This is a genomic window from Oribacterium sp. P9, from assembly GCF_046365365.1.
Lineage (GTDB): Bacteria > Bacillota > Clostridia > Lachnospirales > Lachnospiraceae > Oribacterium.
Window position 1 is genome coordinate 1 of record NZ_JBKEIS010000014.1, and the last position, 13,529, is coordinate 13,529.

A 13,529-nucleotide genomic window follows, 5' to 3' on the forward strand; every position below is an offset into this window, starting at 1 on the left:
CCTTTGTGATATCATCCTTCTAGCAACCAATCTTAAGTTGACGTTGGGTTGACGACATTGGGGTCTGACCCCATAAACTTTTGTTTAGATTCAGTTTAGAAAAATTTAATGGGGTCAGACCCCGCGGTGGCGCTTACTGCCGGCACGCGGTATAATGGGTGAAACTGCTGTGTTACAGCGCAGATCGTCGGGGAAACATCTGCTTAAATACGTCTGCTGCTCATCACCGGAAGGTGGTGAGTGTTGCATACGAAAAACGAAAGGATTTTATCTATGAACGAGAATCAGTATTTCAGCTATCTGGATGTCGGGCTGCCGGAGGCGGTAGAGAAGATGAAGCTCTGCGGAGAGCTCGAAGCTGCGGTTGACTGTATCGACCAGCGCCTCGCGTGCACGAATCTGCCGGAGAACCTCCGCTACTGCCTGCTGGCGGAGCGCGAGATGATCCGCCGTATGCCGGCTGACTTCCCGTACACCCGCGCGGAGGCGATGGACATCATCCGTGCGGAGATTCCGTCGTACACGGAGGAGGAGTTCGACGCGGCAGTCGCGTGCGGCCAGATCCGTTTCATCTATCTCCATGGCGAGATGCGGATTTTCAACCGTTTCTTCTCGAGCATGTGCAAATCCGTGCCGGAATTCCGTGATCGAACGAAGGTGGCACTGAACGGCGGCGAGAGCTCGGGCCGTGGCAGCAAGGGCGACCTGCGCCTGAACCGCTCGATGCGCATCATGAAGGAGCAGGGAGCGCTCGCGAACCGCATCACCATCCGCGCTACCGTGAAGGTAGAGGATGCGGCATTCAAGCCGGGCATGCTGGTGCGCGTGCACGTTCCGATCGCCGCAGCCTGCGAGCAGCAGAGCGACATCCGCATCGAGTCGATGTTCCCGGAAAACGGACAGATCGCGCCAGAGGACGCCGAGCAGCGCACGGTTTACTGGGAAGAAAACATGCAGGAAAACCACGAGTTCAGCGTGACCTACTCCTATGTGCACACCGCGAAGTGGCATGACGTGGAGACGGTACTGCACGGGATGCCAATGTCTCAGGGCACGATGCAGGATGCGGGCAGTGCGTGCTGTGAAGCAGCACAGCGTCCGAGTGGCGTGCCGGAGCTGCCTTGCCTGAAGCCGGAGGCGCTTGCAGAGTACGTAAAGGATACTGCAGAGCTGGCGCCGCATATCGAATTTACACCGTACATCCGGGCGCTCACCGAAGCCTGCGCACAGGGCTGCACGACCCCGCTTGAGAAGGCGAAGAGCTTCTACGACTTCATCACGAAGAACTTCAGATACACCTACATGCCGGCGTACTTCACGCTGGACAGCATCGCGGAGAACTGCGCGCGCAGCTTCACCGGCGACTGTGGGGTCTTCGCCCTGCTCTTCATCACGATGTGCCGCTGCGCCGGTATCCCGGCTGAGTGGCAGAGCGGCTTTGCAGCCGAGCCGGAATTCGTCGGCGGACACGACTGGGCACGCTTCTACGCCGAGCCATTCGGATGGCTCTTCGCAGACCCGTCCTTCGGCATCGGTGCCCGTCGGAATGAAAACGAAGAGCGCCGCCAGTTCTACTTCGGTAACCTCGACCCGTACCGCATGGTTGCCAACCGCGCCTTCCAGGCACCATTCACCGTGGACAAGCGTTATTTCCGTACCGACCCGTACGATAACCAGTACGGTGAGATCGAGACGGAAGATCGCGGCCTGCGATATGATGAGTATACGCGGAAGGCTGAGATCGTAAGTTTCGAAGAACTCGCATAAAACATATGGTACGAAGAAATCGGCCAGGGAGGGGACATTTGAATGAGACCAGACATTTCGACCTGAGTGCGGCGGCACTTCACATCATCGCCATGACCTTCATGCTTATGGATCACCTCTGGGCGACGCTTCTGCCGGCGCAGGAGTGGCTGACCTGTGTGGGACGCCTCGCCTTCCCGATCTTCGCCTTCATGACCGTCGAGGGCTACTTCCACACGCACGATTTACGGAAGTACTTGCGCCGCATGCTTGTGTTTGCACTGCTTTCCGAGATTCCGTTTGATCTCATGTACGGCGGCACCTGGTTCTACCCGGTGCACCAGAACGTCATCTGGACACTACTGCTCGGTCTTCTCGGCATCCACCGGATGGAGAAGGCGCGAAAGAACCAGAAGAGGGCGCTCTACGTGCTAACGGTGGTGCTGGTTGTGGTGCTCGGCGCCGTACTCGGCACCCTCGGCATGGTGGATTACTACGGTGCCGGCGTGCTCACGATGTTCGTTTTCTATCTCTTCCGTGGCCGTAAGTGGTGGTGCTTCCTGGGCCAGCTCCTCGCCCTGTACTGGGTCAATGTCGAGCTCCTCAGTGGTTTGATGTATCCCGTGCACATCCTCGGCACCGAGATCGAGCTGTGTCAGCAGGGCCTCGCCCTCCTCGCCCTAATCCCGATCTGGATCTACCGTGGCCGCCAGGGCTACCACAGCAGGCCGTTTCAGTACGCCTGCTACGCCTTCTATCCGGTGCACATGCTCGGGCTCGTGATGGCGCTGAATTTCGTGAACCGATAAGACAAGTTTTTGTGGGTTCTTATCGTCTCGAACACTGATTTTGACATTGAAAATATCAAGCGTTCACGTTAGAAGACATTCGACTGTTTCATTCACAGCCGATAAAACTTAAAGCCAGGAGGAAAAACGATAAGAAATAAAAAAGGATTCACACTTTCGGAGCTCTTAATCGTCGTTGCAATCATCGGTGTACTTGTTGCGATATCGATTCCTATTTTCACCTCGCAGCTACATAAAGCAGAGGTGGCGACAGATTGGGCGAATGTAAGAGCATATTATGCTGAAATTCAAGCTGACTACATTTCGACAGGAAAGTATAATAATAAGGTTCCTAATTGGTGGGGGGGAGGAAAAATATACCGGTTCATATAGTTCAATCACATTTTTAGATGGAAAAGTAGTATCTATGAAGGCGGGAAGATGCGTGGTCGGTTTTAAAGAGGGCTTTGGCTATTCTGTGGCATATACATGTAATAAGATAGATCACCCACAATGTGCGCTGACGTTGAGTAATGAGTAGATGATGTCGGATTCAGGCTGCCGTGAGGCGGCCTTTTTCTATATATTCCGTTCGCCGTACTCCATTCTATGCTAAAATATAACTTAGCTGATAATGTGTCATGGGGCTTCGGCTCCATGTTTTTGTATGAGGGTTTTGATATGACAGATGCAGAGCAGAGAGAAGCGGCGCGGCAGTTTATAAACAGCTGGCGGAAGGGCGGCGGTGAGAAGCAGGACTGCCATATGTACTGGATGCAGCTGCTGCAGGATGTGCTCGGTGTTGAGAATGTGATGAAGTATGTCCTGTTTGAGAAGCCGGTCAAGCTGCCGGAGGGCGATGGTAAGGTACATACCCGATACATCGACGCCTACATCCCGGATGTGAAGGTGCTGATCGAGCAGAAGGGCTCCACGCATAAGCTGGACGAGAAGGAGTATCAGTCGGGTGGCGAGCAGCTGACGCCGTATGAGCAGGCGAAGCGTTATAACGATAACTTGCCGCTGTCGGAGAAGGCGCGGTGGATCGTTACGTCCAACTTCCTCGAAATCTGGATCTATGATATGGAAGCGACCGTCCCGGAGCCGACGAAGCTCAGCCTTCCGGAGCTCCAGAATAAGTACACGCTGCTGGATTTTCTCATCAAGAAAGACATGAAGCAACTGTCCCACGAGATGGAGGTATCCATTCAGGCCGGAGACATTGTCGGACTCCTGTATAGTGCCTTCCTGAAGCAGTACGGGATTTCGGACACGATTCCGAAGAAGGAGACGGAGGAGGAAAAGGCGAAGCGCGAGCATAAGTTACGCAGCCTCAATGCCCTCTGCGTGCGTCTGGTATTCTGTCTTTATGCCGAGGACGCCGGCATTTTCGGACGCCATGGCATGTTCCACGATTACCTCGCCGGCTATTCGGTGAAGGACTCACGGCGCGCGCTCATCGAGCTCTTCCGTGTGCTCGACACGCCGATCGCGGAGCGTGACGAGTATCTCGAGGCGGAGCTGGCGCAGTTCCCATACGTGAACGGCGGCCTTTTTGCGGACGAGTCGATTGAGATACCGCAGTTCAATGCTGAGATCAGGGCGCTGATCCTGGAGAGAGCGTCGGAGGGCTTCGACTGGAAGGACATCAGCCCGACGATCTTCGGCGCCGTATTTGAGTCGACGCTGAATCCGGAAACGCGCCGCGCCGGCGGTATGCACTACACATCCATCGAGAACATTCACAAGGTCATTGACCCGCTGTTTCTCGATGATCTGAAAGCAGAGTTTCAGGACATCTGTAAGATCGCGCAGCCGAAAACGAAGCGGAACAAGCTCGATGCCTTCCAGCATAAGCTCGCGACCATCGTATGCCTGGATCCGGCAGCAGGCTCCGGTAATTTCCTGACCGAAACCTATCTCAGCCTTCGCCGACTCGAGAATCAGGTCCTCAAGGAAAGACTCGACGGACAGATGACTCTTGGCGATGAAGAACTGAACCCGATTCAAGTCTCTATCCAGCAGTTTTACGGCATCGAGATCAATGACTTCGCCGTGACGGTCGCGAAGACCGCGCTCTGGATCGCGGAATCCCAGATGCTCGAAGAAACGAAGAGCATCGTCTACGGCTTCAACCAGGATTTCCTCCCGCTGAAAACCTATGTGAACATCACAGAAGGAAATGCGCTGAGAATCGACTGGAATGAGGTCGTACCGAAAGAAAAGCTGAAGTATATCATGGGGAATCCGCCATTTGTCGGGGCGAGACTTATGAGTGCTTCACAAAAAGATGATATCTGTACTATATTCGAAGGATGGAAAAACGCAGGAAATCTAGATTATGTATGTGGCTGGTATAAGAAAGCGGCGGACTTAATGACAGAAACGGATATCAGAGCGGCGCTCGTATCTACAAATTCGGTATCTCAAGGGGATGCTGTTCCTACGTTATGGAAACCATTATTCGAAGATGGAATTCATATCGATTATGCCTACAGGACTTTTATTTGGGATAGTGAAGCATCTGATAAGGCACACGTTCATTGTGTCATTATCGGTTTCAGTAAAGGTAAGTCGGTGCAACATCTGAAATTATACAGTGAAAATGAGGTGAAATTAGTTTCACATATCAATGCATATTTAATCGACGCAGTAGATACATTTGTTTCAAATACCAGTAAACCTTTGTGCAGTGTTCCATCAATGGGAATCGGAAGTCAACCTATCGACGACGGGCAGTACTTATTTGATACCAAAGAGGACATGGAGCAATTTGTTGCGGATGAACCAAAAGCCAGAGATTATATACATTTATTTTATGGGTCTAAAGAATTCATCACACAGAAACCACGATACTGCTTGTATTTGGCGGATTGTACGCCGTCAGAATTGAAAAGTATGCCGAAATGCTTAGAAAGAGTTAAGGCCGTACAAGAATTTCGTAATCAGAGTAACAGAGCAAGTACCAAAAAGAGCGCATTGACGCCTACTCGATTTGGTGCAACCAATATTCCCGATAGTGATTATATCGTTGTTCCTAAAGTGTCATCGGAACGGCGGAGATATATTCCGATGGGGTTTATGACGCCAGATATATTATGTAGTGACTTGGTCTTTTTGATTCCGAATGCAACTTTGTATAATTTTGGCGTGCTGGAATCAAATGTTCATATGGCATGGATGAGAGTTGTATGTGGGCGATTAAAATCGGATTATAGATATTCTAATACTATCGTTTACAATAACTTTCCATGGCCTTCTCCGACAGATGCGCAGAAGCAGAAGATCGAAGAAACGGCGCAGGGGATTCTCGATGCGAGAGCGTTGTATCCGGATTCTTCATTGGCAGATCTCTATGACCCGCTGACCATGCCGCCGGAGCTTCGCAAAGCACATACGAAAAACGACATCGCCGTGATGCAGGCGTACGGCTTCAGCACGAAGATGTCGGAAGCAGATTGCGTCGCTGCACTCATGAAGATGTATCAGGAACTGGTGGAGAAGTTGGAACTGTGACTCCCATCCGGGTCACGGAAATCAAGGAAAAAGAGTAATGTGGAAGGTGGTGTGCTATGCCTGAACAGCAGAATATTGAATGGAAAGAATCCTGGAGGGATGAATACCTGAAGTGGATATGCGGCTTTGCGAATGCTTCGGGCGGCAAGCTTTATATTGGCTGTGATGATAGCGGAAAGGTCGTCGGGGTCAGTGATTCCAAAAAGCTGATGGAAGACATTCCGAACAAGATAAGAGATGCTATGGGCATCGTTGTTGATGTCAATCGGCTCACAGAGGGAGACAGGGAGTATATTGAGATCGATGTTCCGCCGTATCCGATCGGCATTTCCTGCAAAGGCGTATACCATTATCGTAGCGGCAGTACGAAGCAGGTCCTAACCGGACCGGCGTTGGAAGCTTTCCTGATGCGAAAGCATGGCGCAACATGGGATCATTCACCTCTTCCTGTTTTCAGGGCTGAGGAAGTGGATGACCAAATCGTTGAGCATTTCAAGAAGCTTGCGGCAGACAAGGGCAGAATCGATCCGGCTCTTTTGAATGAATCTAAAGAAGTCCTGATGGAAAAGCTGCGTCTTACGAATGGTGATTATCTGACGAATGCGGCTATGCTTCTCTTCTGTAAGGACCCGGATAAGTATCAGTTGGGCGCTTATATCAAGATTGGCTATTTTGAAAGCGACTCCGATCTGCTTTATCAGGATGAAGTCCACGGCTCTATTTTGGAACAGGTCGATAAAGCGATTGAATTGATTTTATTCAAATATATGCGCGCTAAGATTACATATGAAGGGATTTACAGGCGAGAACGTTACTTTGTACCGGAGGCAGCACTAAGAGAAGCATTGCTCAATGCTATTTGTCATAAGCAGTACGAGTCGAGAATTCCGATTCAGGTCAGCGTTTATAATGACAGGCTTTACGTGGCAAATGTGGGACGTCTGCCTGAAAACTGGACGTTGGGAAATCTGATGGGTAAGCATGCGTCCTTGCCGTATAATCCTGATATTGCGCATATCTTTTACCTGGCAGGCTTCATTGAAAGCTGGGGCCGAGGTATCGAAAAGATCTGTGATTCTCTGAAAGCAGACAGTCTTCCGATGCCAGAATATACCGTTCATCCCGGCGATATCATGATAAAGTTTACCGGGCCAGAGGACAGAATTGTCAGGGTGAATAATAAGGTGAATGATAGGGTGAATGTTCACGTGAATGATCGGGAAAGTACCCTGTTAAATTATATCGTTCAAGATCCCGGCTACACGGTAACACAACTTGCTGCAATGATGAATGTCAGCCGAAAAACAATAGCGGGATATTTGAAAGCCTTGAAAGAGAAAGGCGCTATCGAGCGCATCGGAACAACGAGAACGGGTTACTGGAAGATCAAGTAAACAAAAGCAAAACAGCATAATGAATGAAATGAAGGCGTCGGTGTTATAGTCGGCGCTTTTTCGTTGTCTAAAAAGAAATGACCGGAATGACGGAGATGAGACTGCAATGGTGTTTCAGTGAGGGGCAGAGCTGACTTAAAGTCATAGCGCTGAAACAGGGCTGCTTTGCGTCAAAATCCGGAAAATCACTTAATATACAGGCTCGCGGAAGAGCCGGAGATAATGTCACAGGCGACACAGTGACACATTTTGCGAAAAGGGTAATGTCACAGGCTTCCGGAGAGTGCTGATTGTGAAAATGCACGCTTGCAGTCTTCCCGCGAAGAGATATAAAAAACGGCCGCCAGCATTGGCGACCGTGGAAGTTATTTCTCAGTGAAGATGTGGCGGCAGAGCCAGCGCACGAACGGTCCGCAGTAGAACATCTGGTAGAAGATGGCCATCGGGAAGTTCATGCCCCAGGTCTGGACGAAGGAACCGAAGGTTTTGTCTTCCTTGAAGAGGATGGTGGCGATGAGGCTCATGATCGGGCACATCATGGTGCAGATGCAGAGGGAGATGGCGTAGGTGATGAAGGCCGGGCGGTCATCCGGGCGCATGACCTGGAAAGCCAGGATATGGGCGATGCGACCGACCATGAAGAGCTCGAGGACGAAGGCGATCGGGACCATGATCGGCACCTCATGGAAAGCGGCGAGGAAACACATCGTGGACACACCGCCGGTATTGAGGGAGATGTTATAGACGATCATCCCATAAACCATGACGAAGGCCATGATGGCGGTGAATACGACATTCTGAAACTGGGTTTTCGGCATAAAAAATCCTCCTGTGATGAAACCAGTGTTGTTCGTTATCATCCGGGAGGAGTGTGCGTTTCCAATATAAACCTGTGAAATTGTCTGTCGCGTCACTTTAGCATATATCTGCGCGGCGTGTATTTCCTGTTTGGCACATCGGATACGACAGGAAAGAATGTGGTATATATCGGCCAGGCGGGTGCTAGAAAAAATGGAGAGGGGATACTGAATCGTCTCCAGGAACACAGGCTGAAAAGGGCGTTCTTCTTCATCTGGAACGAATGGTTAAGGATGTCGGAACGGTTACGGCGGATGGAAAGCAGACGGCAGATGGATTTGTGGTCTACAAGGGAAGCCATATTTCACCTACGGATGATCATACCGTCTCTGCTACGATTAAAGAGAAAAGAAAGACAGCCCGGGTCGACGAGAATGGCGTTCTTCTGGAAAACGTGTTTTTTACGAGTCCATCCTCTGCGGCCGTGTTTGTGATCGGAAAGAGCGCAAATGGGCTTACAAGCTGGAAAACGAAAGATGGAAAGACCTTGAAGTCGCTGGAAGAGGATGACGGAAAAGGAATATGATTATGAGTATGTGGGAGCAGGTGACCGGAATGGTGCCTGCTCTTTTGAGCCTTCGAAATCAGCTTCCAGCTAGATCGGGAAGGTGAATAAAGGCTGCTCGGAGGTGTTATTGACTACCTGGATTGTTGGCATCATAAAAATTTTTTTAACGAGGCAAAAAGCTGCTTTCTCGGCTGGAACTCGTTCTTTTTTATAGTCTGTTTCGGGACTATGGTCTGTTTTCGGACATTTTCAAAATCGACAAGGCACGTTACACTCATAGATACTCGAGACAACACTGGGAGATTCTGAACGGTTCAATTTGGAAAACAATCAATTCAGACTCTTTTCGGTGGATAAATGTCACATGAAATTGTAAATGGAACTCAGCTTGGACGGGGGTACGAGATTCATAGCTGTCTAAAAAATGAGGCAACAAAAATCTCTTGTGTCCTTGACAAGGGGTACAATTCATTCAGAGTTCACGGAGATCATCTCAAAGAAAGGAACATGGACTATGGCTATAACAACGAGAGAACTTGCCAGGAGAGATTTTGAGTATCTGGATAAGGAAATTAAAAGGCTGGAGAATAAAATCAAACTGCTTCCAGAAGGAAAACTTGTAGTGTACAACGTGAATGGGCATCGTCGCTGCTATCAGGCATATAAGGATCCGATGACGAATAAGAAGGTTCGAAGATATATTTCAAGTCGGGACAGGACGAAGATTCAGCGGATGATTGAAAAAACGCTATGTGTAGAAGCGCTCATCGATAAAAAGGAAGAGTATAGAGGCCTGAAAATGTATCTGAATGTCTGTAAGAACGTGGAGTCGCGAAAAGACAGGAGAATTGCAGAAGTACCTGAAATTCGGGAGTACACAGACAGGCTTACAGCATTGCCGACGAAATATCAAGAGTGGGAGAGGGCAGAGTTTCCGACCAATCCATTTCCAAATGAGGTGGGAATCAAGAGCGTGCTCGGCGTCGAGGTTCGGTCAAAATCAGAAGCATATATTGCATCGAGATTAAAAGCGCGAGGTCTGGCGGTGCGCTATGAGTGTGAACTGCAGCTCAATAATCGTAAGATATATCCGGATTTCACTATTATGGATCCCAGAACGGGGAAGATTTATTACTGGGAGCATCTAGGATTGATGGATGATGAGCGCTATGAAGAGCATGCGATAAAGAAGCTTCATGAGTATGCAGTCTCTGGGTACTATCCGATGATGGACCTGATCATCACGAGCGAGACGAAAGAGCGCCCACTGGATCTTGGACTCGTGGATCATATGATCGATTATTTCTTTGCGTAGATAAAATTTGCGAGTCCTGGATATAAAGAATCGTCTCACAGAATAATTCTTTGATGCATCGTGGAAAGGTCACTGCGCGCATTGCTGTGTTAACCAGGATTCGGATCGCTGCGGGGCAGTGTGATGACAGCGCGGATTTTCGCAAATGTCGCAAAATCACGCTCGTGGGCATTAGGCGTTGTGGGAGTTGACGCAATAAGCGGGATGCAGAGAAAAAGGCATTATCGAGATTTGCTATAGAAAGCTTTCGAAAAAATGAGCATTATCGAGATTTGCTATAGAGGGTTCTTGAAAAATAAGGCATTATGATATTTCGCAGTAGATGGGTATGAAAAAATAAGGCATTATCTTTTTCGGAAAAGTGACGCAATACAGCTTCCATAGATAAAAGGACATTATTTTCGGTAATGCCCTTTTTATTCGAAGCGGACTATTGTGTCATAAACGCAAAAATGAGGTGTCTTAGCCGGGCAAAAGCTGGAAAAAATAATGCCTTTTTGAATATGAGAGTGATATAGCAAAAAAGAGTAATGTCCTTTTAATCCCAAGCATGCTATAGCGTCACTGGAGTCGAATCATGGAAGTGTGAGTGGGGCAAGAGCGAGGAAAGGTAATGCCTTTTTAGTCCGAGACACGATGCTGTATCACAGGTTCGAGACATGGAGGTGCTGGCGGTGTGAAAGTGAGGAAGAGTAATGCTCTTTTATTCATAACTGGCTATGGTGCCATGCATCTGTGACCGGGGCGAGCAACCGGGGGTGATAATAAATCGCGAAAACAAGTCTGGACCTCCGCAGTAGGATTTTCTCTCCGAAAATGCTACTATATAGAAAGTAGACTTTGGCATGCCTGTGATATCTCCCGTCGGCGCACGGGGGACTATGTGCCGGGAAAGCCGGTGGTTTCGTCGCCGGCACACACCCTGTCCTTGCGAGTAAGGATAGAGGTAGACAGGCCATCCACTGGCAGTCATGTTGCACCGACTGTCTGATCAAGCTGAGCGAGGTCCAGCACGGTCATCCACAGGCAGTCCTGTTTTAAAAGAACGTACGAAGAGAAGAGGTAACAGATATGCGAAATTTTGATTATGTAACGCCGACGAGGCTGATTTTCGGTGAGGGTGTGATTTCGGAGCTTCCTGCGGTGATGAAGCCGTTCGGCAAGCGGGTGCTGCTCACCTATGGTGGCGGCAGTATCAAGCGGATGGGACTCTATGATAAGGTGAAGGAGCTGCTCGCGGATTTCGAGATCTATGAGCTTTCGGGCATTCAGCCGAATCCGAAGTATGATCCGAGCGTGCTGGAGGGTGTGAAGATCTGTAAGGAGCAGAAGATCGACGTGATCCTCGCGGTGGGCGGCGGCAGCGTCCTCGACTGCTCGAAGGCGATCGCTGCGGGTGCGAAGTACGAGGGTGAGCCGTGGGATCTGATCAGCGGTCAGGTGCTCGCACAGGACGCACTGCCGATGGTAGATATCCTGACGCTGGCCGCGACCGGCAGTGAGTACGATTGTGGAGGCGTTATCTCGAGAACCGAGACCAACGATAAGATCGGTTACATGGATCCGCATCTTTTCCCGCAGGCCTCCATCCTCGATCCGACCTATACCTTTACGGTGCCGAAGAAGCAGACCGCAGCTGGATGCGCAGACGCCATCAACCACATCATGGAGCAGTATTTCTGCGAGGAGTCCTCACAGCTCAATGACGGCATGATGGAGGCAGCGTTCAAGAGCCTCATGGTGAACGGTCGCAAGTGCATCGAAAATCCGGAGGATTATACCGCCCGCGCGGAGATGATGCTGGACTGCACCCTCGCCTGCAACGGTATTTTCTCCCTCGGCAACAGCCGCTCCCTGTGGCCGTGCCATGGCCTCGAGCATGCCCTGTCCGCGTACTATGACATCACGCACGGCGAGGGCCTCGCGATCATCACGCCGAGATGGATGAAGCACATCCTGAACGATCACACCGTCGACCGTCTCGCGAAGTACGGCGTCAATGTCTTCGGCCTCGACGCAGCACAGGACCGCTACGACATTGCAAACCAGGCGATCCAGGCGACCTATGATTTCTTCGCTTCCCTCGGCATCCCGATGCACCTCCGCGAGGTCGGCATCGACGACAGCCGCATCGACGAGATGGCGCACCACGTCGCCGAACTCGAGGGCCTCGACGAAGCCTGGGCTCCGCTCCAGGAAGCTGACATCGCCGCGATCTTCCGCGCATCACTGTGAGTTTAGAAAAATTTAATGGGGTCAGACCCCATTAAATTTTTATTAAATCGATCACTTCGGCTGGATGCGCAGAGGGTAAGTGCCCGAAGTCATACGTAGAAGCCGTGAATAAATCAAAATCGACCCCTTAGAACCAGTTGGAGTACTGTTTTCCTTAGCACCCTCCGCAACCCTGCGTTTTCATTAAGAAAACGCAGTCGTTTGCGGAGGGCCGTTTGGTTCTTAGGGGTCGATTTCTGATTTTTTTCGGCTTCGGAGTACTGTGCTTCGGGCGCGCGCCCTCTGCTCATCCCGCCGGAAATTATGCCTTATTCTTTTCGTAGATCACGAGGAGTCCCTTCAGGAGCAGGTCCTCGTCGAGGATGATGTCCTTTTTACAGTGGGAGACGATTTTCTTTGCGAGGCCGCCGGTGGCGATGACCGTGATTTTCTCGCCGAGCTCTTCCTCGACGCGGTCGATGATGCCGTCGAGGGCAGCTGCGCTGCTGTAGAGGACACCGCTCTTCATGCACTCGACGGTGTTCTTACCGATGACGTGCTTCGGTGCGTCGATGCTGATGCCGCTGAGCTGGGAGGCACGGGCGGTGAGGGCATCGAGGGAAACACGGACACCCGGCAGAATCATGCCGCCGATGTACTGCTTCTTACTGTTAACGACAGAAACTGTAGTCGCGGTGCCCATGTCAATCACGATGAACGGCACCGGGTACTCATTGAGGCCGGCGACGGCGTCAGCGACGAGATCGGCACCGAGCTGACCAGGGTGATCCATGAGGATATTGAGCCCGGTCTTCACGCCTGGACCCAGCACCATGACTTCCTTCTTCAGAATCTTCTCCGCCGCAAGCTTCGCAGTGTTGGTGATCTGTGGCACAACCGAGGAGATGATACAGCCCTCGATGTCGCGCCCCTTTATGTGGTAGATGTCGAGGACGGTCTTCAGGTCGACGGCGTACTCAAGCTCGGTTTTCGTCCGAACCGTCGAGAGGCGCTCGATGAAATAGGTCTTCTGATCATCGATGCAGCCGACCACAATATTCGTATTTCCGATATCAATCGCTAAAATCATAATATTCTCTCAATGTTATTTTAGATGTAAATGGAAAAGAAGTCCCGGAGGGCCGATAAATGAGGCCATACGGAGAGATCGAGTGAAATCAAGTCGGGTC

At 50.6% G+C, this 13,529-nt stretch carries 11 protein-coding genes; 9 read left to right on the top strand and 2 right to left on the bottom strand.

What is annotated here, in order from left to right; genetic code table 11:
- The first annotated feature begins 273 nt into the window (after window positions 1-273).
- The 6 genes from ACK8P7_RS08460 (at window position 274) to ACK8P7_RS08485 (ending at window position 7,444) form a co-directional block, all read left to right on the top strand.
- On the top strand, window positions 274-1,767 hold the full coding sequence (locus ACK8P7_RS08460; protein WP_410043772.1) for a transglutaminase-like domain-containing protein: 1,494 nt from the start codon (window positions 274-276) through the stop codon (window positions 1,765-1,767).
- 38 nt (window positions 1,768-1,805) lie between these two features.
- On the top strand, window positions 1,806-2,555 hold the full coding sequence (locus ACK8P7_RS08465) for a TraX family protein (RefSeq protein WP_410043773.1): 750 nt from the start codon (window positions 1,806-1,808) through the stop codon (window positions 2,553-2,555).
- A gap of 129 nt (window positions 2,556-2,684) precedes the next feature.
- Window positions 2,685-2,927, top strand: coding sequence for a type IV pilin protein (locus ACK8P7_RS08470; protein WP_410043818.1), 243 nt, complete (start codon window positions 2,685-2,687; stop codon window positions 2,925-2,927).
- Window positions 2,833-3,075, top strand: coding sequence for a hypothetical protein (locus ACK8P7_RS08475; RefSeq protein WP_410043774.1), 243 nt, complete (start codon window positions 2,833-2,835; stop codon window positions 3,073-3,075). The genes ACK8P7_RS08470 and ACK8P7_RS08475 overlap by 95 nt, the downstream gene beginning before the upstream one ends.
- Window positions 3,076-3,215: 140 nt before the next feature.
- Complete coding sequence (locus ACK8P7_RS08480) at window positions 3,216-6,050, top strand: DNA methyltransferase (protein WP_410043775.1); 2,835 nt, start codon at window positions 3,216-3,218, stop codon at window positions 6,048-6,050.
- Between the two features lie 56 nt (window positions 6,051-6,106).
- Complete coding sequence (locus tag ACK8P7_RS08485) at window positions 6,107-7,444, top strand: ATP-binding protein (protein WP_410043776.1); 1,338 nt, start codon at window positions 6,107-6,109, stop codon at window positions 7,442-7,444.
- Between the two features lie 365 nt (window positions 7,445-7,809).
- On the opposite strand, the gene ACK8P7_RS08490 is transcribed toward ACK8P7_RS08485, so the two are convergent.
- Window positions 7,810-8,262: a DUF2798 domain-containing protein gene (locus tag ACK8P7_RS08490; protein ID WP_410043777.1), complete on the bottom strand. Its 453-nt coding sequence runs from the start codon at window positions 8,260-8,262 to the stop codon at window positions 7,810-7,812.
- A gap of 263 nt (window positions 8,263-8,525) precedes the next feature.
- Between ACK8P7_RS08490 and ACK8P7_RS08495 the strand changes: the two genes are divergently transcribed.
- The 3 genes from ACK8P7_RS08495 (at window position 8,526) to ACK8P7_RS08505 (ending at window position 12,360) form a co-directional block, all read left to right on the top strand.
- Window positions 8,526-8,828, top strand: a complete 303-nt coding sequence (locus ACK8P7_RS08495) for a DUF4357 domain-containing protein (protein ID WP_410043778.1) — start codon at window positions 8,526-8,528, stop codon at window positions 8,826-8,828.
- A 496-nt stretch (window positions 8,829-9,324) separates the two neighbouring features.
- Window positions 9,325-10,125: a hypothetical protein gene (locus tag ACK8P7_RS08500; RefSeq protein ID WP_410043779.1), complete on the top strand. Its 801-nt coding sequence runs from the start codon at window positions 9,325-9,327 to the stop codon at window positions 10,123-10,125.
- A 1,071-nt stretch (window positions 10,126-11,196) separates the two neighbouring features.
- Complete coding sequence (locus ACK8P7_RS08505; protein ID WP_410043780.1) at window positions 11,197-12,360, top strand: iron-containing alcohol dehydrogenase; 1,164 nt, start codon at window positions 11,197-11,199, stop codon at window positions 12,358-12,360.
- 301 nt (window positions 12,361-12,661) lie between these two features.
- On the opposite strand, the gene ACK8P7_RS08510 is transcribed toward ACK8P7_RS08505, so the two are convergent.
- On the bottom strand, window positions 12,662-13,429 hold the full coding sequence (locus tag ACK8P7_RS08510) for a type III pantothenate kinase (RefSeq protein WP_410043781.1): 768 nt from the start codon (window positions 13,427-13,429) through the stop codon (window positions 12,662-12,664).
- Window positions 13,430-13,529 lie beyond the last annotated feature (100 nt).

Excerpts from the sequence above, each read along its gene's own strand:
- ACK8P7_RS08460 (WP_410043772.1), top strand. The coding sequence starts at position 274 with ATGAACGAGAATCAGTATTTCAGCTATCTGGATGTCGGGCTGCCGGAG.
- ACK8P7_RS08475 (WP_410043774.1), top strand. The coding sequence starts at position 2,833 with ATGCTGAAATTCAAGCTGACTACATTTCGACAGGAAAGTATAATAATA.
- ACK8P7_RS08480 (WP_410043775.1), top strand. The coding sequence starts at position 3,216 with ATGACAGATGCAGAGCAGAGAGAAGCGGCGCGGCAGTTTATAAACAGC.
- ACK8P7_RS08485 (WP_410043776.1), top strand. The coding sequence starts at position 6,107 with ATGCCTGAACAGCAGAATATTGAATGGAAAGAATCCTGGAGGGATGAA.
- ACK8P7_RS08490 (WP_410043777.1), bottom strand. The coding sequence starts at position 8,262 with ATGCCGAAAACCCAGTTTCAGAATGTCGTATTCACCGCCATCATGGCC.
- ACK8P7_RS08495 (WP_410043778.1), top strand. The coding sequence starts at position 8,526 with ATGGTTAAGGATGTCGGAACGGTTACGGCGGATGGAAAGCAGACGGCA.
- ACK8P7_RS08500 (WP_410043779.1), top strand. The coding sequence starts at position 9,325 with ATGGCTATAACAACGAGAGAACTTGCCAGGAGAGATTTTGAGTATCTG.
- ACK8P7_RS08505 (WP_410043780.1), top strand. The coding sequence starts at position 11,197 with ATGCGAAATTTTGATTATGTAACGCCGACGAGGCTGATTTTCGGTGAG.
- ACK8P7_RS08510 (WP_410043781.1), bottom strand. The coding sequence starts at position 13,429 with ATGATTTTAGCGATTGATATCGGAAATACGAATATTGTGGTCGGCTGC.